Source organism: Uliginosibacterium silvisoli, from assembly GCF_036017035.1.
In the GTDB taxonomy this organism is placed as follows: Bacteria; Pseudomonadota; Gammaproteobacteria; order Burkholderiales; family Rhodocyclaceae; genus Viridibacterium; species Viridibacterium silvisoli.
The window spans coordinates 1,320,460-1,340,664 of record NZ_JAYXHS010000001.1; the positions used below are offsets into that span (position 1 = coordinate 1,320,460).

Consider the following 20,205-nt stretch of genomic DNA (forward strand, 5'->3'; position numbering starts at 1 on the left):
CCCTTCGCCAGGCTCAGGATGAACCGGCTACGCCTGGCGGGAATCCAGTGGCGTTGTTTGTGAGCAGGCGTGGCGCTGCAAGGATGGCCGTTTCACGAAGGTGTCTGCATTCGGGCTACTGCTTGCGGCGCCGCCACCAGAACCACGCAATAGCCAGCAGTAGTCCCACTGCCGCGCCGCCTGCCCCGGTATAAATGGAGAGTTGCCGAAGCTCGTCCGTCAGGGCGTTGTTGAAGCTGTTCGTGGACAGATGAAGAGCCACGATTTTCCATTCGCCTCCGGTTTTATTCAAAGTGGCAGTCCACCGGGAGTCGAACTTGAATACCGAGCGCTTGTGTGGGGTGAATTCGTCTTCCATGGTGCCGCTGGCCACTGCCACGTCGCCGTAAAACGTTGCCGGCCCGCTGATTTTCGGATGGGTCGCGTATTTGCTCAGGACGGCACCCGGGGCGTCTCCGACCATGCGTGCAAAATAGTCCTTGACGCCTTGAGGGCCCCGTGAGGTTTCGGCATTGAGCCAGGTGATCACGGCTTTGTCGTCAAAGTGCCTGGCCATCAGATCGATATTGCTGTCATTGATGCCTTTCTCGACGTCATGCAGGATGCCTATGAGCGCCTGCCGGTCGGCAGCATGGTCGTCCTGGGCAATTGCCGAGGCGTTCCACAGGCAAAGCATGGACAGTAGTATGAGGATGGCATGACGCATGGAGGCTCCTTGGTGGAAGGCAGGGTGGGGATAGGGGGGGTCAGGGGACCCACCAGTAGCGAACGATATGAAAGAAAACGGGGGCGGAGAAGCTGATGGAGTCGACCCGGTCCAGCATGCCGCCATGCCCGCCGATCATCTTCCCCCAATCCTTGACGCCCTTGTCCCGCTTGATGGCCGAGAGGACCAGGCCGCCGTAGAACCCCATGATGTTGATGGTCAAAGCCACCAGAGCGGCCTGCCAGAATGTGAACGGGGTGATCCACCATACGGCCGTGCCCAGCGCGGTGGAGGTCAGCACGCCGCCCACCAGCCCTTCGACGGTTTTCGACGGTGAGATGTGGGGCGCGATCTTGCGCTTGCCGAACAGCCGGCCCCAGATGTACTGGAAAACATCGCTGGACTGGACGGTGAGCACCAGGAAAGCAACCAGCAGTGCGTTGCGACCGGAATAGCCGGGGATGTCCAGCGTCATCAGCGCCGGGACATAGGAAATGCAATACACGCAAATCATCAGCCCCCACTGCATCCTGGCGGCCCGGTCCAGATAGCGGGTGACGTCGGCGCTGGTAACGGCGGCGATGGGGAGTAGAAGGAAGGCATAGACCGGGATCAGGATCGAGAACAGGCCATACCGATTGGTCGCGATCAGGAAATACTGCAGCGGCAGAAAAAAGAAAAAGCTCCAGGCCAGGGCGCGCTGGTCGCCTTGTCGGGTAGTGGTCAGGGAAATGAATTCGCGCAGGCACTGCAGCGAGATGAAGGCGAAAAGGGCGGCGATGCCCAGAGGGCCGATCCAGAAAGCCAGCGCCAGCGCGCCGATCATGACCCACCATGCCTTGATGCGGGTATTCAGGTTGATGATGGTCGTGTCGACGGTGCCGGGGGCAAGGCGCGCTTTCAGGACGGCGCCGACCGCACTCGCCATCAGCAGTAATCCTGTGACGCCAGCAAAAACAGAGACAAGCGCTTCTTGAGGATTCATGGTTTCAATCGCCGGGTGGAGCCTGTGCTTGCATGCTCGTCGGTGTACGTTCGAGAGAGGTGGCCTTGCACTCTTGCCTGTTCAATTGCCAAGGCTTGGCCGCAACACAATGTGCATAACAATCAGGCAGGAATCAAGGCGCTCTTGTCATTCCAGTGTGCAACGCACGGCGAGGGAGTCATTGTGCCACTGAGGCTCTGGCTGATCGCGCTTCGAGAGCGTGGTGGCTTGCTGCTCGGAGAGCTGCCACGGTAACCGGGGTCATCGGGTCGCATGGCGTCGGGCGTGGGCGTCAGCTCTTCATGCACGGACTGGCGGGTGCGGCCGAACGACAGTCGCCGTCACTGGCTGAATGCCGCTCACTCAAGGCGTTTTCAAAGCGGATTCGTCATCCCGGCGAAGGCCGGGATCCAGTAACTACGCGTGGAGCTGGATCCCGGCTTTCGCTGGGATGACGAGGTCTGGTGATTCGAAACGATCAAGAGAACGGCGTTGCCGTCACGGGCTGCGGTTGCAGCGAGCGGAGAAGTCCGCTTGCCGGCAGGGGCGAGCATTCGCGCTTACGTTTCCGCTACATACCGCGCCCAGCGAAAATCCCTGATCGCCACTACCCGCGCTGCGTCGTCGAATTCCACAAGCACCAGGTAGCCCGGAGCGACTGCGCCTTCGTCGGCGGTGGTGTCCATCCATAGCGCAGGCCTGCCGTCCACTTCGATGAGGGACAGGCGCAGGCCCTCGGTCTTCTGCGCGTAGTTGGTGAAATATTCGCCGCCCGTCATGTCGAAGGCCTTGCGGCGGGCAACCAGGTCGAGGCGCACGCTGTCTGCGCACAGGTCGCGCAGGCCGTTCCAGTCCCGATTGTTAAAGCGATCCGCGAAGGCAACGAGCAGGGCCTGGTCGCGTTGCGAAAGGGCGGGTGCGGGCATGGCGTCTTCCGCTTGGGCAGCAAGTTCGCGCAGGCGCGCGCGGCCGCGGTGCAGGGCGGCCTTGATGGCGGGGACGGTGCTTTCCATGACCTGCGCGGTTTCTTCGGCTTCGTAGCCGAGCACGTCGGTGAGAATGACGGCGCTGCGTTGGCCAGGCGCGAGGCGCATGAAGGTGCGCAGGGCGGTGGCGGCTACGACGCGACTGTCGGCATGGGCATGCGGGTCCGCTGCCAGCTCCACGGTGCGATCCATGGCGAGGCCGGCGGCGTCATCGCCCGCGCTGTGGTTTTCGTCGAACAGGTCGCGCTCGCGTGCGCGCTTCCTCAGGAAGTCCATGGCGGTGTTGTGCGCGATGCGGAACAGCCAGCCTTCGACGTGCTGCACGGTGAGTGCGTTGTAGCTTTCGTTGGCCTTGATGAGGGTCTCCTGCACGATGTCTTCGCCGTCGAGCACGGAGCCGGTCATGCGCGCGCAGTAGCGATGGAGCCGGGCGCGCAGCTGGATCATGAGTTGCGGGAAGTCGGGGTCGGGGATGTCACTGGCGTAGGGGTGGTTTTCCATGGTCTGGGTGTCGCGTTCGGTTGCTTGTTCTTGATTCCGGCAATGTTGCTTACTTGCTTGGGAAGACTCCCCAATCTCGTCATTCCCGCGAAAGCGGGAATCCAGTGACTTATCGAACGCCGCTGGATTCCCGCCTTCGCGGGAATGACGGAGACCTTGCAGGGCTCGGTCCCGTTGGGCATGTCGTGTCGCAGGCATGGCCCGCTCATGCTGGGGGCGTGGGTGTTGCTTCAGGGTAGACGTCCGGCGCGTTGCAAAGGATGCGCCCTGTCGCAGAAATATTCCTGCATCGTTCTCGTCGCGCGATTCGTCTTTGCAGGTACAGGCCGTTGCCTGTGGCGGCGCTGCCGCCTTCCCTGGACTGTTGAAGGAGCAAGGACATGAGCAAGATGAGAAGTGTGATGGTGAGCTATACGCTGAAGCCGGAGTGCGTGGCAGAGAACGAGGCGCTGATTCGCGAGGTGTTGGCGGATCTCGAGCGCGAGCGGCCGGCGGGCCTGAGCTATAGCGTGTCGCGCCTGTCGGATGGGGTGAGCTTCGTGCATGTGTCGGTGTCGCCGGAGGGCGTGGAGAACCCCTTGATGCGGGTGCCGGCGTTCCAGCGTTATCGCGATGGCATCAAGGATCGTGTCCTCGCGCCGCCAGTGCGGGTGGAGATGCTGTCGCTCGGGCTGTTCGATGGCATCACCCAGGCGGAGGTGGCTTAGAAGACGTGGGTGGCTCCTGAAGGTCGGGAGCTGCCCTTGCACGCATGGGGCTGCCGTGGCTGTCGGGGAAACTGGCCGGAAGGCGGGTGCCTGAATGGCGCCTGCGCACCACACGAAGATCATCCCGGTGCGCGCACGTTCATCGACTTGCGATTTTGTTGTTTTCGTTGTTTAAAACAAATCAAATGTCATTGTTGTGCGGTCACACGGGGGTTCAAAAAACGTGCCCGAACGCCCGCCATTCGTCGCTGAAAATGATTTGTGCTGTGCAACTTGCGGGCCTGACAAGTTGCGGGGATAACTCCTGCTCCCGCGTCGGAAGAATGCGGGCGTGTCAGTGGATGTAGTACTCAAATGACTCACCCAACAGCACCCAGGAGACAGTGATGAAATTCAGAATGACGGCGATCGCGCTTGCGACCGCGACGATCTGCGGCGGCGTATCCGCGGCGAACACAGGTGGCTTCGCGACCACCGATGGCGGCAACGTATCCGGCGCCAAATCCGTAACGGTCAACTCCATGCAGGGCATCATCGATGCCATCGCTGCGGCGCGACTCGATGCCAGCGGCAACAAGGTGACCGGTGGGGCGTATCCCGTCATCATCACCTACACGGGCAATGAAGATGCGCTGATCGCGCAGGTCATCAAGGACTCGACCGTCGATGCCAACGGCAATTGCCCGAAGGGTCGTTGGGGTGACGCCTACCGCTCTGTCGAGATCAAGGAGTTCACGAAGGGCATCACCATCATCGGTGCCAATGGCTCGTCGGCCAACTTCGGTATTCCTATCACCAAGTCGAGCAACGTCATCATCCGCAACATGAAGATCGGTGCACTCGGCGGCGCAAGCAGTGACGCCGACATGATCCGCATCGACACCTCGTCGAATGTGTGGATCGATCACAACGAGCTGTTCGCGGTGAACAACGAGTGCAATGGCTCACCCGATGGCGACCTGACCTTCGAGGCAGCGCTGGACATCAAGAAGGACTCGCACAACATCACGGTGTCGTACAACTACATCCACGACAGCAAGAAGGTCGGCCTGGATGGTTCCTCTGCCAGCGATATCGCCAATGGCCGCGAACTGACCTTCCACCACAACTACTACTACAACGTTGGCGGCCGCCTGCCGCTGCAACGGGGTGGCTGGGTGCATGCGTACAACAACTTCTACGACAAGATCACCGGCTCGGGTATCAACGTGCGTACCGGTGGCAGTGCCCTGATCGAGAAGAACTGGTTCCAGAACTCGCTGAACCCGGTGACCTGCCGCTTCGACACGGTCAACTGCGGCAAGTGGGATCTGCGCGGCAACAACACCACCAGCGCGGCGGACAACGCCACATACGGCATCACCTGGGATGATCCGGGCAGCGGCGGCATCAACGCCGATACCTGGACGACCACTGGCGTGTTCACCAAGACACTGCCTTACACGTACGAGCCGGTGACACCGTTGTGCGTGAAGAACTATCTGTCTTACTTCGCGGGTGTGAGCAAGAACGGCGGTGTGTTGACGCCTACCCAGTGCGGACCTATCCCGTCGCCAACGCCAACGCCAACGCCAACGCCAACACCGACACCGACACCGACACCGACACCGACACCGACACCAACACCAACACCAACACCAACACCAACACCAACACCAACACCAACACCAACACCAACACCAACACCAACACCAACACCAACACCAACACCAACACCAACGCCAAGCGGCCAGATCCAGGAGAACACGCTGGGCTTCTGCACGATCGATGGTTCGATCTCGACGAGCACCGCTGGCTACACCGGTGCGGGCTACGCGAACCTCTCCAACAGTGCCGGTGCAGGTGTGGAATGGTCGGTAACCACGGCTACTGCGGCCAACCGCACGGTGACCTTCCGCTACACCAACGGCGGTTCCGGCGCGACGACCTCGGGCAAGATCCTCGTGAACGGTGTGGTGGTGCAGAACAGCTCTTCACTATTCTCCAAGACCGCAAAGGGGACGTGGACGACGAAGAGCTTCACCGTGGCGCTGAAGGCCGGCGTGAATCGCATCCGTCTGGAAGCAGGCGCTTCGGCCGAGTTCGCTGACGTGGACTACATCACCGTCGCCAACTCAAGCGGCGCGGCCTGCCAGTAAGCAACGCGGCAAGTGCTGAACAGATACCGCCCACTTCGGTGGGCGGTATTTTTTTGGGCGTGCTGTTCGCGGGAGATCCGGTGCGTATCTGGGCACGAGCTTCACAGCGTTTCAGCTATCCTTGCTCACCTGCCAAACGCACGATTTCATGAAAGCTCGCGACCCGATGCAGACAGTTGAGACCCTGATCGAGACAGGCTCCTACGCTGAAATATTGAGTACGGCGAATACATGGAGTGAAAAGGAAAAGCGCCAGATCGGCAAATTGCTCCTTGCTTACTGGAAGGAGTGGCGCGAGAGACTCTCCTTCAAGTCCGATCCGGTGCTGAATGCTCGCTGGATGAAGGTCGTGATCGCCAACACGGTCGTGGCACGCAATGCCAAGGACGCCTTGGTGATTCCTTCACCTCAGCGGCTCAGGGGCTGGCGTGAGATGTATCCAGTCGACACCGCGGCACGCGGCATCCATCTCGAGGCGCTTGCCGCGAAAGGGAAGGAGTGGGTCGCCGACTACGTGAGTCAGGCGACTACTGCCAAGCGCGCAGGTCAGGTGGATATCGATCTGGCCGTGGCCCTGACCCTGCATTTCGATCTGCCTCTGCCGCAGGAGGCGGAGTTCTACGAACTCTGGGCCGGTGATCTCTTCCGGATCATGCCTCGGTCCCACAACGATTCGAAGGGCCATTATGAGCGACTTGTGGCCTGCTTTGCGCTGGATACGTCTGCGGAACCTGCCGTTGTTGTCGGAGAGCAGACAGCCGTCTCACCGCTTGAGGCTGCCAGCCTGAAACCCGCGTGGAATATCCTGATCAGCGAGCTGCTGGCGCATGCGGACAGTCTGGATGCGCTTTTCGGAAAGTACGCCTCTACGGAGGACAACGAGGCAACCGAAGCCGTGCTCGTCGGTCTGATGAGCCGCGGGTTGCTCGATCGCGTACCGTTGGCTGACAAGGCGATCGCGGCACTGACCCGCGGAGATTCGGTCAAGGTGCAACGACTGCAAGCGCGTGTGTTGCTTGCCGCTGATCCAGCCATTGAACAGATCGAGGCTCAGCGCAATACCTTGCTCGGGTTGCTGGCCAGCGCCCATGGCAGCGCGGCAGATGCGGCGCTGACCTTGTTGTGTCGTCTCGATGAAGCGCGCCCGCTCGCCGGAGACTTCTTCGTCAATGCCTGCGAGATGGTGTTTGCGCGCAAGGAGAAGGGTTTGCGCGACAGGCAGCTGGAGTGGTCAGCCCGGCGTGCCACGGCCTGCACGGATCAGATCGGTATGACGCTTGGAGGCATCTTCGCGGCGCTGTCTGCCGAGGACTATCCATTCCAGAAGAAGGCGGCGCAGCTTATCCTCAAGCACTGGCCAAAGCTCGCAGCCGATGAGCAAGGCCGCTTGCGCGAAGAGTTCACGCGCTATCAGGCTGGCCTGGAAACGGGTGTCTGCAAACAGCTTGCCGAAGGGCTTGGTATTGATGCGAAGGCCCAAGCGGATTCACAAGCTCGGACGAGCTCGTCGCCGGGCGCACGAGCGCTTGTCGAATCACGCCCTGTAGTGCGTTTCACCGTCCCCGCTGCCGATGCGGCAACCCTGCGTGAGCTCACGGCGCAAATGGCTCACGACGCAACGGTCAATGTCTGCGAGCAGACGATTGCGGTGGCCCTGACGCTGGCGCAGATGGATCGCCATGCGCTCAAGCTGGGTCTGCAGCATCTTGCGGGGGACTACCCGCTTGGCTTGTTGTTCGCCCTGCAGAGTGCGGCCTATGGCAAGGAGAGCCCGGGTTGGCAGGCTTATTCCTGGATTACCTCCGGGACGACGCAGATTGCAGATATTGCACGCCTGCGTCGCGAGGAAATTGCAGGCGCCATCAAGCGCGGCGGCGTTTACGCATATATCTCTAGGCCGGATTTCAGCAACGGTTCCATCGAAGCCGCCGAGCTGATCCGGCGTCTGGATCATCTTGCACGGCAAGGACTTGCGGCCGAGCCCATGGACTTGTTCGTGGCACTGTTGCGCACGCAGATGCCGACGGAAACTGAACGGCAAGTGCTGCGCGCGATCCGCTCGGAGCAAGCGGAAATTGCCGCAGAGTTTTTCGACGCCGGCGGGATGGGGCAGATGACGACCTGCTGGCAAGTTGTGAATACAGACCCTGCAGAAATCGGCGTGAGCCTGAGCGGCATGGTGATGCCTCGGATATCCCATATCCCTGACATTCCCGATCAGTGGGCGGCGGGTTTTGCACCCGACGCATCACCCCGCGTCTGGGAGTTCGATCTGGCCGAAGGCCTTCTTGCCAGCATCCTTCCTAATGACGGAGAGATCCTTGCCGCTCTCGGGCTTCGCGGATTTCGCAACGCCTGCCACGATCTCGATACCGAAGGCGGCAAAGCGTATGCGAAGGCGCTGCCGATATTTCTGGCGGCCCGTGGTCCGGCTGGTCCGGCGATGCATCTGGCTATCCTCTACAGCCTGTCCGGCAACGACCCGGCTGCACGTCTTGCCGGCAGCGATGGTTTGCTGGAGCTAATTGCGCAGACTCGCTACGACAGCGAACTCGCGGTGCAGCTTGTAAGCGCCGGTATCGCGTGTCGTAGCCTGAAAGCAGGCCGTCTCGCCAAGTCCCTGCAACCCGTGGTGGAAGCCGGTGCAGCCAGCATCGTGTGGCCCGTGTTGCGTGCTGCGTTGATTGCCTCGCTCGATCAGACGACACCGCCACCCGGTACGCCGGAATTGCTCGCGCTGGCTACGCAGGTGGCATCCGGCCAGGGACTCCGCGAAGTGATCCCGACGCTGGCCGGGACCGCGGCGCGCAAAGGCAGCAGCAAGCTGCTGCTCGAGGCGCGCCGACTACATGAGCTGTTGTCAGGGGGGCAGCCATGAGTGAAGTACTGGACCACTATCTGCAGGAGTCGCGTCTCACGAGCACCACCGAGGGCGGACGACTCGTGCTTGAAACCGCGGCGGGCATGACCCCGGCCGGGTTGATCGCCAATCCTGTGTTCTTCAGCGGCGCGATGAGTCGCCCGGACGTCGCTGCTGCCGGTTTGCGTAGCCTGGTCGAGATTGCCTCGACGCGCTATTTCAATCCCATTCCGGGTGGTTTTGCCTCACTAGACCCCGTGGTTACGGCACAGGGTGATCGGCTGCGTTGTGAGGCCTTCTCCGCATGTAATGGCGTGTATGCGCGGCTAGATCTGCTTAGTGACAGCTTTGACGAAGCCAGTCTGGGCTTCGGCACGACCAACATCGATATCAACGCACCGCTGGCGCTCGCGCTGGCATCGGTTCGCGCACAGGATCGTCTGCATCTGAGCGTCGGGCCCGAGCACATAGAGTTTGAAACACCACATGGCGTCGCCACCGAGCGTAAGGTGAAATTGCCGGAGCGCTGGGTGCGTGCTCTGGCCGAAACCCAGTCACTGGCCACCATGCTGCAGCCACGAGCCAGACTCGATGCGATGGCCTGGCGTCGCTTCGTCAATGCGCTGAGCATGTCGGGTGGCAGCGGTGCGGGTCAGAGCATGTGGCTGGTGCCGTCTGGCGCCAGCTTGCGCCAGACGAGTCGTGCGCAGGTCGGTGCGATTGCGCTGAGTGGCACTGCACGGCTCTCTGCGTTGAAGCGACTGCAGCATCTGGTGCAATCCGTGAATATCTACGGACCGTCAGTGTCTGCAGAGACGCGTGCTGCGATCAGCGCGTGGGAATTCTTGCTGCCAGGTGCACGGCTCACACTGATGCTCTCGCCGGAGCCCTATCGCGGCTTCTCCGGTGAGGGCGCAATGCTTCAAGTCCTGGGTAAGGCGCAGGCCGAGGATGCGTTGACCATTGGCGAATTGCTGGCATGGGAGGCGCATATCGATCAGCCTGGCCTTGCTCGAGAAATGGATGTTCCGGAAACGCGTATCCATCAAGGTCTGCAGGTACTTGCCAGTGCAGGCCAGGTGGGATTCGATTTGCAAGAGCAGAGCTATTTCCACCGCCTGTTGCCATTCAGTGAGTCACGGCTGGAAAAGAACTATCCGCGTCTGGCGGCGGCCAGAGAGCTGATAGCTTTGGATGCAGTGAAGCCAGATGGTGACAGGCTCCGGGTTCATAGCGAGCAGCATTTCCACTGGGTGAATCCCACTCCGGGTAGTGAACGCTGCACTTGCTACTTCTGGTCGAAATACCAAGGCAGTCGCGGACCGTGCAAGCACATTCTTGCAGCTCAGCTTTACATGAGTTAGCGACTCTTAAGGCAGACTTGTTGCGCCAACAAAGGGCATGCGGATCACATATGGCTGGCGGAACGACTTTGCGTTCCGCTCTTGCCATCATGCGTGTGTGACAGTCAGTCTCCGCCGCAGCAGCAGAAGCACGCAAAGCATTACCAATGCGGACAAGCCCAGCGACCAATGCACGCCGGCGATGGTGCCGACGAGACCGACCGTGATGCCGCTGAAGGTGCGCATGCCCATCGCGCACATATTGAACACGCCGATGACACGGCCGCGGATCTCTGCAGGTGCATTCAGCTGCACGATGGTCTGCGTCATGCTGTTGTAGGAGAGTTCGCAGATGCCGGCGCAGAACAGCAGGAACAGCGCGAGCGGGTAGATGTGCACCATGGCGAAGCCGCCGAGCGAGAGGCACCAGCCCATGGCGAGCAGCACGGCGCTGCGCGGGCTGGGCTTGAGCAGGTTCCAGCGTTCGAGCAGGAAGCCGGCGGTGAGGGCGCCAGCGGCGTCAGCCGCGAGCAGCGCGCTGTAGGCGACGCCGGGATCGCCCCGGCCGAGGTCTTGCGCGAAATTGGGCATCTGCGCCTGGTAGCTGTTGCCGATGAAGAAGGAGGCTGCGCCGGCGAGCAGGATCATGGAGAGCAGCAGCGGGCGATCGGCGATGTCGCGCAGGGTTTGCCGGATGTCGGCCCAGCCGCGTACGGCACGTTGTGGTGCGGGCGCTCCTTTGCGGAATTTCGGACCGTACGGCGCCTTCCACATCCACAGGATGACGGGCAGGTAGAAGCAGGCGTTGAGGAAGATGCCGTACTTCGGCCCGAGCGTGAGCATGATGGCGCCGCCGACGGCGGGGCCGACGAGCACGCCGAGCGTACGTGCGGTGGCGTTGAGGCGCACTGCACTGGGCAGCACGTCGCGCGTGACGATGTCATGGATGAGGATCTGGCTGGAGGTCTGCCAGAAGACGCCGGCGCAGCCATGGATGACCAGCAAGACCATTGCTTGCCACATCTGCAGCGTGTCGGTGACGAAGAAGTAACCCCAGCCCAATGATGCGGTCATGAACAGCAGCATGCCGATCTGGTTCAGGCGGCGTGGATCGAAGCGGTCGGCCAGCGCGCCGGCAGGTACGGAGAAGACCAGGAAGGGCAGCCAGTGCGAGACCACGGCGAAGCCGCCGAGGGCTGCTGAATGGAACTTCTGGTAAGCCATCCAGTAGCTGATCACGTGTTCGATATTGTCGGCCATCATCGCCAGGAAGTAGGTGGCGAGGAAGGCGCGGAAGCCCGGTTGGCGCAGGGCGGCGAAGGAGGTGCGAGGTGTTGCCGGGGCTGTTTTGTCGTCGGGCATGGTGCTTTGGTCGGTGAGTCTGCTGTTCCGGATCTGTTAGAAAACGTAAAGATTGCGTTGTTGATTTTGTTGTTTCAGGTGTGTTTGATACTAATACTTTAGTGATACCGATCTCATTCGCTAAAACGCCAAATTACAAATTCAGAAAATGCGCTAAATCATTGAATATTTGATGCTTTGCGGCTTGATCCGACCATGCTTTCCGTGGATTAATCTGCCTCCCGCACTAAAGAGCGTGGGTAGGGCCATTCGATTCAGCTGTCGAGTGGTGTCAAAAAAAGATCCAGGAGACAGTAATGAATTTTCAGATGAAAGCGGCCGCTTTCGCGGTAGCCATGGTCAGCAGCGGCGCGTTCGCCGCCAACACGGGTGGTTTCTCGACCGCTGACGGCGGCAACCAGACCGGTTCCAAGTCCGTCACGGTGAGCAGCATGCAAGGCATCATCGATGCCATCGCTGCAGCCCGCCTCGACTCCGCAGGCAAGAAAGTAACAGGCGGAGCCTATCCCGTGATCATTACCTACACGGGTAATGAAGATGCGTTGATCGCCAAGATCGTCAAGGACTCCACCAAGGATGCTTCCGGCAACTGCCCGGCACCTCACTGGAGCGACACCTTCCGCGAAGTGGAAATCAAGGAATTCACGAAGGGCATCACCATCCAGGGTGCCAACGGTTCCTCGGCCAACTTCGGCATCACGATCAAGAGCGGCTCGAGCAACGTCGTCATCAAGAACATGAAGATCGGTGCACTGGGCGGCGCCAGCAACGACGCTGACATGCTGCGTATCGACAGCTCGTCCAACGTCTGGATCGACCACAACGAACTGTTCGCAGTGAACAACGAGTGCAATGGCTCGCCTGATGGCGACCTGACCTTCGAGTCGGCCATCGACATCAAGAAGGACTCGCACAACATCACCGTGTCGTACAACTACATCCACGACAGCAAGAAGGTCGGCCTGGATGGCTCCTCCGCCAGCGACATCGCCGGTGGCCGCGAGATCACGTTCCACCACAACGTGTACTACAACGTGAATGGCCGTCTGCCGCTGCAACGCGGTGGCTGGACCCACATCTACAACAACACCTACGACAAGATCACCGAGTCGGGCATCAACGTGCGTACCGGTGGCTACTCGTTGATCGAGAAGAACTGGTTCCAGAATTCGTACAACCCGGTGACCTGCCGTTACGACGTGACCAACTGCGGCAAGTGGGACCTGCGTAACAACAACACCACCAGTGCAGCCAGCAACGCCACCTACGGCATCACCTGGACGGATTCGGGCGGCGGCGCCAATGCCGACAACTGGACCACCACGGCCGTGTTCCCGAAGACCCTGACCTACACGTACGAAGCCGTGTCGGCACAGTGTGTGAAGGACAAGCTGGCGCAGTACGCCGGTGTGGGCAAGAACGGCGCGACGCTGACGGCCGCAGCTTGCGGTAGCACGTCGTCCTCGTCGAGCAGCTCCTCGGCTCCTTCCTCGAGCTCGTCCTCCAGCAAGTCATCGAGCAGCTCTTCGGCACCTTCGAGCTCTTCGTCGAGCAAGTCGTCCAGCAGCTCCTCCGTGTCTTCCAGCTCCTCGTCCAGCAAGTCTTCGAGCAGCAGCTCATCTGCGTCCAGCGGTCCAGTGCTGACCGGTACGGGTGACTATCCTGATGGCTTCAGCAAGTGCGCCGACCTCGGCGACAGCTGCTCTGTCTCGAAGGGTACCGGCTGGGTTGCATTCGGCCGCAAGGGCAAGTGGGTCACCAAGAACGTTGGTGTGGGCAAGAGCATCGCTTGTACCGTTGCCGCGTTCGGCAGCGATCCAGGTGGCAACCCGAACAAGTGCTCCTTCCAGAACTGATGTAGTCCTCGAAGTCGCAAGCCCCTGAGGCTTGCGATGGCTGAACCGGAAACCGCGCCCATGGGCGCGGTTTTTGTTTGTGGCCCCGGCTTACTGCGCGCAAGCATGGCGTACGCTGCCGGTCGAATCCCGTGTCTTACGTCGACGTCGTTTCAAGGAGCGCCGCATGTGCCGCAACATCAAGACCCTCTTCAATTTCGATCCGCCTGCGACGGACCTCGAGATCCACGATGCATCGCTGCAGTTCGTGCGCAAGCTGAGCGGCTTCACGGCGCCGTCGAAGCAGAACACGGAGGCCTTCGAGCGTGCGGTCGAACGCGTTGCGGCGGCTGCGCGCGAGCTGATCGATTCCCTGGTGACGAATGCCGAGCCACGCTATCGCGAGGTGGAAGCGGCGAAGGCCAAGGCGCGGTCGGCAGCACGCTTCGGAGCAAGATAGTTTCGAGGCCGGGTGCGCCACGGGGGCGTCGCGATGCCGGTTTCTTCAGGCATAGAGGATTGGCGCGCACATAAAAAAATCCGCGTTGCCCCGGCGGGGGAACGCGGATTCAAGATGCCGTGCAGAGCGGGAGGCTGTATGCACTCTGACTTGAGTTCTGCCGCCCGCGAGGGCGACGAAGCTCACTGCACGGTCATCGATGCACCAATCAGGAGACGAGTGCAAAACTGGTACTGATCAAGGCTTGTAGGAGCACTTGTTCGGGTTGCCGCCGGGATCGCTGCCGAAGGTGGCGACCGTGCAGGCGACGCTGTTGCCGACGCCCACGTATTTGGTGACCCAGCTGCCCTTGCGACCGAATGCGACCCAGCCATCACCGGAGGCGACCGTGCAGGTGCCAGCCAGATCGGCGCACTTGGAGAAGCCGGTCGGGTAGTCACCCGTGCCGCTCAGGACCGGCGCGCCGCTGGCGCTGCTGGAGGACGAAGAGGCAGCGCTCGATGCAGCACTGGATGACGAGCTGCTCGCAATGCTGGAGCTCGAGCTGGAAGCCTTGCTCGACGAGCTGGACGAAGCGACGGAACTGGAGGAGCTCGAAGCTGCCACCGAGCTGGAGGACGACGAAGTGCTGCCGCTGCACTTCGAAGCGGACAGTTCCAGCGAGCCCTTGCCGGCGCCTGCGTAGTTCTTCAGCTGGTCCTTCACGCACTGCGCGGTCACCGGTGCGGTAGCCGTGCTCATGTAGGAAGGATCGGCGATGGTCGCCGTCGAGGCCCAGGTGGTTGCGTCGATCGAACCCGTGCCGCCATCAGACCAGGTGATGTTGTACTTGCTGAAGTCGGCTGCGCTGGTGATGTTGTTGCCGCGCAGCGCCCAGGTGCCGCAGTTGCTTGCGTCATAACGGCAGGTGACGGGGTTGACCGCGTTCTCGAACCAGTTGTTGACGATCAGCGCCTTGCCGGCCTGGCGCACATTGATGCCCGAACCCATGTTGGGAATCGTGCCGGGGTTTGCCGGGTCTGCATTCATGTCCTCGTAGCCGACGCGGCTGTAGAGGTTGTTGTAGACGTGGATCAGGCCGTTGCGTTGCAGCGGCAGGCGTGCGCCGACGTTGTCGTAGTAGTTGTGGTGGTAAGTGACATTACGCGCCACATCGCTGGTCGTGTAACCGTCCAGACCGACCTTGTGGTGATCGTGGATGTAGTTGTAGGACACAGTCACGTTGTCGGCGGTCTTCTTGATGTCGACCAGGCCGTCGAAGGTGCCGTCATGGCCGTCGCCGGGGGCGTTCGGACACATGTAGTTGCGCGTGAACAGCGTGTTGTGGTCGAGCCACACATTGGTCGAGGAGTCGACCGTGATGCCGTCCGAACTCAGGCCGCCGGGCATCATGCCCAGGGTCATGTTGCGGATGATGATGTTCGAGGAGCTGACCATGTTGAAGCCGAAGTTCGCAGACGAACCGTTGGCGCCAAGGATGGTGAGGTTGGAGATGCGCTTGATGTCGATGGTGCGCGAAGCCTTGCCGTACTGGCCGCAGACGTTGGCCTGCGCAGCGGAGATCAGCGAGTCTTCGTTGCCGGTGTAGTAGATCACCGTCGGCGTGGTCGATTGCGCTTTCTGCAGCGCGGTCAGTTGCGTCAGCAGGTCGGCGTAGTTGGAGATGGTGATCTGGGTTGCCGTGCCGCCACCCGTAGCTGTCGAGAACCCCCCGGAACCTGCGGCCATCACACTGCCGCCGGCAATCATGGCGACGAGCGCCGCCGTCGCTTTCAGAGCGAATTTCATTTTCTTGTCTCCGTTCTTTTAGGTCTTGGTTCATGCGCTGCCCGTATGAAGGGCGTTTGCACATGGGTCGTCATCTCTTGGGATGGCGTGAAGACAACGTTAGTTTGTTTCTGCGACAAAAACAATATAAACAATAAAATTAACAAAAATGACATTTTGCGGTGCGTGGAACGCGCCCAGCAGGATCAAAGAAAAAGCCCCCGGGTCGCGGGGGCTTTCCTTTTTCCTGCAAAGACCTATGGTGCAGCCGGACTCACACCACCGGCGGGTTGAGGCGCGCGAACGCGTCCTGACGGTGATAGGGGAAATGCGGGTAAGGCGCATCGACGCGGCTTGCCGCATCCAGCCGCATGATCTGCTCCGCATCGAGTTGCCAGCCGACCGCGCCGAGGTTCTGGCGCAACTGCGCCTCGTTGCGTGCGCCGATGATCACGCTGGAAACGGTCGGGCGTTGCAGCAGCCAGTTGATGGCGATCTGCGGCACGCTCTTGCCCGTCTCTTCGGCGAGGGCGTCGAGCACGTCGATGATGCGGTACATGCGTTCGTCATCCACGGGTGGGCCGAACTCGGCCGTGGCATGCAGGCGGCTGCTTTCGGGCAGAGGCTGGTTGCGACGGATCTTCCCGGTGAGGCGGCCCCAGCCGAGCGGGCTCCACACCAGCGCGCCGACGCCCTGGTCTTTTGCCAATGGCATGAGATCCCATTCGTAGTCGCGACCCAGCAGCGAGTAATACACCTGATGCGCGACGTAGCGCGACCAGCCGTGGTGCTCCGCTGCGGCCAGCGACTTCATGAGTTGCCAGCCAGAGAAATTCGAGACGCCGACGTAGCGCAGCTTGCCGGCGCGCACGAGGTCGTCGAGTGTTGAGACAACCTCTTCCACCGGCGTGCCGGCATCGAAGGCGTGCAGCTGCAGCAGGTCGATGTAGTCGGTGCCGAGGCGGCGCAGTGCATCGTCGACGGCGCGCAGCAGACGCGGCCGTGACGAGCCGCTGTCGTTCGGTCCGTCGCCCATCGGCAGCGTGGTCTTGGTGGAGATCAGCACGCTGTCGCGGCGGCCCTTGATGGCAGCGCCGAGCACTTCCTCCGACGCGCCGCCGGAGTACACGTCAGCCGTGTCGAACAGGTTGAGGCCGGCGTCGAGGCAGATGTCGACGAGGCGGCGCGCTTCCTGCGCGTCGGTCGTGCCCCAGGCGCTGAAGAGGGGGCCGGTGCCGCCGAAAGTGCCTGCGCCGAAACTGAGGGCCGGCACCTTGAGGCCGGATGCGCCGAGGCGTCTGTATTCCATGGTCATTCTCCTGAAGTGGATTGGATAGCTCAGATTTGCGAAGTAGCCAACGCGGCTGGCGTGCGCACGCCACGTCCATCGAGACGCAGGGCGAGCAGCACCACACCGATTGCGCCCAGCGGCAGCAGCGCGGCTACGATGGGCACGGCGCCGAGGCCGGGGCCGTGATCGATGACGACACCGCCGACCCATGCGCCAAGCGCATTGCCGAGATTGAAGGCGGCGATGTTGAGGCTGGAGGCCAGCGTCTGGCCGATGCCCTGCGTTTTCTCCAGCACCCACATCTGCAGTGGTGCGGCGGTGGCGAAGCCGGTCGCGCCGAGCAGGCCGATGAAGATGACAGCGGCAATCTGGCTGTGGAACGCGAATGTCATCAAGCCCATCGTCAGCATCAGGCTGGCGAGCACGCCGAGCACGGTCGGCACCAATGCGCGATCCGCCAAGCGCCCGCCGAGGATGTTGCCGACGATCATGCCGCCGCCGAACACCAGCAGGATGGGCGACACGGCCGCATCGCTGAAGCCGCTGATGCGGGTGAGCATCGGTGCGATGTAGGTGAATACGGCGAACACGCCGCCGAAGCCGAGTACGGTGCTGGCAAAGCCGAGCAGCACGGGGCGACGCATCATTGCAGCGAGATCGGCACGCCAGTCGCCGACCGTGTCGCGCGCTGCTGCATCGCGCGGCACGAAGCGCGCAATCACCGTAAGGGCGGCGAGCCCGACGATGCTGACGGCCCAGAAGGTGGCGCGCCAGCCGTACTGCTGACCCAGCCAGGTGCCGAAGGGCACGCCGAGGATGTTGGCGACAGTGAGGCCGGTGAACATCGCCGCGATCGCCGAGGCGCGGCGTTCGGGCGAGACGAGGCCGGTGGCGACGACTGCGCCGACGCCGAAGAAGCTGCCGTGCGCCAGCGCCGTGAGCACGCGTGCGGCCATCAGCCAGCCATAGCTCGGTGCCAGCGCGCAGGCGGCGTTACCCAGCGTGAAGATCACCATCAGCGCGAGCAGCACCTGCTTGCGTGGCCAGCGGCCGGTGAGGGTGGTGAGTACGGGCGCGCCGACGACGACGCCGAGCGCGTAGCCGGAGATCAGCAGGCCGGCTGTGGCGATGCTGACCCCGAGGTCGCTGCCCACCTGAAGCAGCAGACCCATGATGACGAATTCGGTGACGCCGATGCCGAAGGCGCCGACAGTCAGTGCGTAAAGTGCGATGGGCATGAGAGACCTTTCCTGCGGATTGCTTCGAGATGTGCGGATCATCCAGCACACGGGGCTTGTGATATAGACTGCGTGGAGGAAAATAATCTGTGACTTGAAGTCATAGATCGAGGCTGGAAGTCGCTGCGGCGGCTCGTTCATTCAGGGCCGCAACCACTCGCCGCCATTGCATTTTCACGGGAACGCCGCAATCCGGGCATGGCGCAGGTGAGGGATGCGACGCCTCTGCAAATGGGGGAAAAGGATTCGGGGGGTTCAGGGATTCGCGGCCTGACGGAACTGATCCGTCGCCGTTGGAGAGCAGATACCGGGAGACTCAAATGGCACGCGCCGAGGTCAATCGTTCGGGCGAGATGGAAGTGTTCGTGAAGGTCATCGAGCAAGGTGGCTTCTCGGCTGCTGCGCGTGCATGCCGCATGACGCCTTCGGCCGTCAGCAAGCTCATCTCGCGGCTGGAGTCGCGACTCAAGGCGCGGCTCATCAACCGCTCGACGCGTGGCCTGCAGCTCACGCCCGAGGGCCATGCCTTCTACGAGCGCGCGATACAGGTGCTGGCCGACCTGGAGGAAGCGGAGCGCGGCGCCTCGCTCGGCGAGCAACCGGTCGGGCGCATCCGCATCAACACCAGCGCGTCATTCGGCTTTCACATCCTCGCGCCGCTGCTGCCGGAATTCCTCGCGCGCTATCCCGGCATCACGCTCGACATCACGCACACTGACACGGTGGTCGACCTGCTCGAAGCGCGCGTCGATGTCGCCGTGCGCGCCGGTCCGCTGAAGAGCTCCAGCCTCGTGGCTCGCTCGCTCGGTGCCACGCGCAAAATCATCGTCGGCGCGCCGGATTACCTCGCGCGTGCCGGTACGCCGCGCAGCCTTGCCGAACTCGAACAACACGAACGCCTCGGCTTCGCCTACACCCGCTCGCAGGCAGCATGGCAGCTCGTCGAAGGCGGGCGACTCACGAACCTGCCGGTGCAGGGCCGCGTCAAACTCAGCGATGGCGAATCGCTGCGCAAGCTCGCCTTGTGCGGCGTCGGGCTGGCGCGGCTGGCGGAGTTCACCGTCTGCGACGACATACGTGCGGGGCGTCTCGTCGCGCTGATGGAAGACCACAATCCGGGCGATCTGGAAGACTTCCACGCCGTGTTTCTCGGTGGCAAGCTGCTGCCGGCACGTGTGCGCGTGCTGCTGGATTTCCTCGTCGAGCGCGGCCGCGTCGATGCGGCCTGAGTCTCACCCAGGCATGCCTGAATTCATCGCTGATTACTTCCAGCGTAGCCCCGCCTTCGACGCGGTTGCGCCCTACGCGCAGCGCCTGGGCTGGAATGCATGGCCCACGCCGCAGCGCTACTACGCCGGGCTCGATGCGCTCGGCGCGCCCGTACATTTCGTGCCGGACGCGCCCGCGCAAGCATACGAATTGCATATCGGCGAGACCGCACAGGTGCCGACTCGCCACGCCTCATGGCATGACTACTTCAACGCGCTCGTGTGGTGCCGCTTTCCGCGTACGAAGCTGCAGCTCAACGCCCTGCATCGCGCGCATTGGGCCGATGCGGGCACGCAGCGCCCACCAGTGCGCGACGGCCTGACCCTGCTCGACGAAAGCGGCGCGCTGGTGATCTGCGATGACGCATCGCTGCTTCAGCAGGTGCGCGATATGAACTGGCCGGAGCTGTTCGCTACGCAGCGCGCGCGTGTCGAGCAGCACATGCGCGTCCTCGTGTTTGGGCACGGGCTGCTGGAGAAATTCCTGCAACCTTACGTCGGCATGACCGCCAAGGCGCTACTGCTCAACGCGCACGCGGATGTCGTGAGCCTGCCGCTGGACGATTTGTGTGGCTGGGCTGATGCGCATGTCGCGGCAAAGCTGCATAGCGCAGGCGGGCTGTTGTCGTCAGACCTGCATCCGCTGCCGATCCTCGGTGTGCCCGGCTGGTGGGAAGCCAACTGCGACGCATCGTTCTACGACAACACCCACTACTTCCGTCGCCAGCGACAGAGAAACACCCCGTAAGCCTGGTGCC

Annotated in this window: 15 protein-coding genes; 8 read left to right on the forward strand and 7 right to left on the reverse strand. The window is 62.0% G+C overall.

What is annotated here, in order from left to right; translation table 11 throughout:
* Nucleotides 1-115 precede the first annotated feature (115 nt).
* The 3 genes from VVD49_RS06110 to VVD49_RS06120 form a co-directional block, all read right to left on the reverse strand.
* Nucleotides 116-706, reverse strand: a complete 591-nt coding sequence (locus tag VVD49_RS06110; protein ID WP_327598247.1) for a nuclear transport factor 2 family protein — start codon at nucleotides 704-706, stop codon at nucleotides 116-118.
* 40 nt (nucleotides 707-746) lie between these two features.
* A complete protein-coding gene (locus VVD49_RS06115) occupies nucleotides 747-1,691 on the reverse strand; it encodes a phosphatidate cytidylyltransferase (protein ID WP_327598248.1) in 945 nt (314 codons plus the stop codon).
* A 560-nt stretch (nucleotides 1,692-2,251) separates the two neighbouring features.
* Nucleotides 2,252-3,178 (reverse strand): sigma-70 family RNA polymerase sigma factor, encoded by a 927-nt coding sequence (locus tag VVD49_RS06120; protein ID WP_327598249.1) that lies wholly within the window; start codon nucleotides 3,176-3,178, stop codon nucleotides 2,252-2,254.
* Between the two features lie 380 nt (nucleotides 3,179-3,558).
* Between VVD49_RS06120 and VVD49_RS06125 the strand changes: the two genes are divergently transcribed.
* From VVD49_RS06125 to VVD49_RS06140, 4 genes are all read left to right on the forward strand, one after another.
* Nucleotides 3,559-3,885 carry a hypothetical protein gene (locus VVD49_RS06125; protein ID WP_327598250.1) on the forward strand — a complete coding sequence of 109 codons (327 nt, stop codon included), beginning with the start codon at nucleotides 3,559-3,561 and terminating at the stop codon, nucleotides 3,883-3,885.
* 386 nt (nucleotides 3,886-4,271) lie between these two features.
* Nucleotides 4,272-6,023: a pectate lyase family protein gene (locus VVD49_RS06130; RefSeq protein WP_327598251.1), complete on the forward strand. Its 1,752-nt coding sequence runs from the start codon at nucleotides 4,272-4,274 to the stop codon at nucleotides 6,021-6,023.
* A gap of 148 nt (nucleotides 6,024-6,171) precedes the next feature.
* Nucleotides 6,172-8,901, forward strand: a complete 2,730-nt coding sequence (locus VVD49_RS06135; RefSeq protein WP_327598252.1) for a DUF6493 family protein — start codon at nucleotides 6,172-6,174, stop codon at nucleotides 8,899-8,901.
* Nucleotides 8,898-10,247 (forward strand): SWIM zinc finger family protein, encoded by a 1,350-nt coding sequence (locus VVD49_RS06140; RefSeq protein ID WP_327598253.1) that lies wholly within the window; start codon nucleotides 8,898-8,900, stop codon nucleotides 10,245-10,247. The genes VVD49_RS06135 and VVD49_RS06140 overlap by 4 nt, the downstream gene beginning before the upstream one ends.
* 87 nt (nucleotides 10,248-10,334) lie before the next feature.
* On the opposite strand, the gene VVD49_RS06145 is transcribed toward VVD49_RS06140, so the two are convergent.
* A complete protein-coding gene (locus VVD49_RS06145) occupies nucleotides 10,335-11,588 on the reverse strand; it encodes an MFS transporter (protein WP_327598254.1) in 1,254 nt (417 codons plus the stop codon).
* A gap of 296 nt (nucleotides 11,589-11,884) precedes the next feature.
* Here VVD49_RS06145 and VVD49_RS06150 point away from each other — a divergent pair, with 296 nt between their 5' ends.
* A complete protein-coding gene (locus tag VVD49_RS06150) occupies nucleotides 11,885-13,444 on the forward strand; it encodes a pectate lyase family protein (RefSeq protein ID WP_327598255.1) in 1,560 nt (519 codons plus the stop codon).
* 166 nt (nucleotides 13,445-13,610) lie between these two features.
* Nucleotides 13,611-13,883: a DUF2277 domain-containing protein gene (locus tag VVD49_RS06155; RefSeq protein ID WP_327598256.1), complete on the forward strand. Its 273-nt coding sequence runs from the start codon at nucleotides 13,611-13,613 to the stop codon at nucleotides 13,881-13,883.
* 237 nt (nucleotides 13,884-14,120) lie between these two features.
* Here the strand turns inward: VVD49_RS06155 and VVD49_RS06160 are convergent, their stop codons facing one another.
* The 3 genes from VVD49_RS06160 to VVD49_RS06170 form a co-directional block, all read right to left on the reverse strand.
* Nucleotides 14,121-15,671 carry a pectate lyase family protein gene (locus tag VVD49_RS06160; RefSeq protein WP_327598257.1) on the reverse strand — a complete coding sequence of 517 codons (1,551 nt, stop codon included), beginning with the start codon at nucleotides 15,669-15,671 and terminating at the stop codon, nucleotides 14,121-14,123.
* A 253-nt stretch (nucleotides 15,672-15,924) separates the two neighbouring features.
* Entirely contained in the window at nucleotides 15,925-16,959 is a 1,035-nt protein-coding gene (locus VVD49_RS06165) for an aldo/keto reductase (RefSeq protein WP_327598258.1), read from the reverse strand.
* A 29-nt stretch (nucleotides 16,960-16,988) separates the two neighbouring features.
* Entirely contained in the window at nucleotides 16,989-18,179 is a 1,191-nt protein-coding gene (locus VVD49_RS06170) for an MFS transporter (protein WP_327598259.1), read from the reverse strand.
* A gap of 320 nt (nucleotides 18,180-18,499) precedes the next feature.
* Here VVD49_RS06170 and VVD49_RS06175 point away from each other — a divergent pair, with 320 nt between their 5' ends.
* Both VVD49_RS06175 and VVD49_RS06180 read left to right on the forward strand, forming a co-directional pair.
* Nucleotides 18,500-19,408 (forward strand): LysR family transcriptional regulator, encoded by a 909-nt coding sequence (locus tag VVD49_RS06175; RefSeq protein WP_327598260.1) that lies wholly within the window; start codon nucleotides 18,500-18,502, stop codon nucleotides 19,406-19,408.
* Nucleotides 19,409-19,421: 13 nt separating this feature from the next.
* Nucleotides 19,422-20,195 carry a DUF3025 domain-containing protein gene (locus tag VVD49_RS06180; RefSeq protein WP_327598261.1) on the forward strand — a complete coding sequence of 258 codons (774 nt, stop codon included), beginning with the start codon at nucleotides 19,422-19,424 and terminating at the stop codon, nucleotides 20,193-20,195.
* Nucleotides 20,196-20,205 lie beyond the last annotated feature (10 nt).

Bases quoted from the DNA above. Each gene is read 5' to 3' on its own strand.
- VVD49_RS06110 (WP_327598247.1), bottom strand. From the start codon at position 706: ATGCGTCATGCCATCCTCATACTACTGTCCATGCTTTGCCTGTGGAAC.
- VVD49_RS06115 (WP_327598248.1), bottom strand. From the start codon at position 1,691: ATGAATCCTCAAGAAGCGCTTGTCTCTGTTTTTGCTGGCGTCACAGGA.
- VVD49_RS06120 (WP_327598249.1), bottom strand. From the start codon at position 3,178: ATGGAAAACCACCCCTACGCCAGTGACATCCCCGACCCCGACTTCCCG.
- VVD49_RS06125 (WP_327598250.1), top strand. From the start codon at position 3,559: ATGAGCAAGATGAGAAGTGTGATGGTGAGCTATACGCTGAAGCCGGAG.
- VVD49_RS06130 (WP_327598251.1), top strand. From the start codon at position 4,272: ATGAAATTCAGAATGACGGCGATCGCGCTTGCGACCGCGACGATCTGC.
- VVD49_RS06135 (WP_327598252.1), top strand. From the start codon at position 6,172: ATGAAAGCTCGCGACCCGATGCAGACAGTTGAGACCCTGATCGAGACA.
- VVD49_RS06140 (WP_327598253.1), top strand. From the start codon at position 8,898: ATGAGTGAAGTACTGGACCACTATCTGCAGGAGTCGCGTCTCACGAGC.
- VVD49_RS06145 (WP_327598254.1), bottom strand. From the start codon at position 11,588: ATGCCCGACGACAAAACAGCCCCGGCAACACCTCGCACCTCCTTCGCC.
- VVD49_RS06150 (WP_327598255.1), top strand. From the start codon at position 11,885: ATGAATTTTCAGATGAAAGCGGCCGCTTTCGCGGTAGCCATGGTCAGC.
- VVD49_RS06155 (WP_327598256.1), top strand. From the start codon at position 13,611: ATGTGCCGCAACATCAAGACCCTCTTCAATTTCGATCCGCCTGCGACG.
- VVD49_RS06160 (WP_327598257.1), bottom strand. From the start codon at position 15,671: ATGAAATTCGCTCTGAAAGCGACGGCGGCGCTCGTCGCCATGATTGCC.
- VVD49_RS06165 (WP_327598258.1), bottom strand. From the start codon at position 16,959: ATGGAATACAGACGCCTCGGCGCATCCGGCCTCAAGGTGCCGGCCCTC.
- VVD49_RS06170 (WP_327598259.1), bottom strand. From the start codon at position 18,179: ATGCCCATCGCACTTTACGCACTGACTGTCGGCGCCTTCGGCATCGGC.
- VVD49_RS06175 (WP_327598260.1), top strand. From the start codon at position 18,500: ATGGCACGCGCCGAGGTCAATCGTTCGGGCGAGATGGAAGTGTTCGTG.
- VVD49_RS06180 (WP_327598261.1), top strand. From the start codon at position 19,422: ATGCCTGAATTCATCGCTGATTACTTCCAGCGTAGCCCCGCCTTCGAC.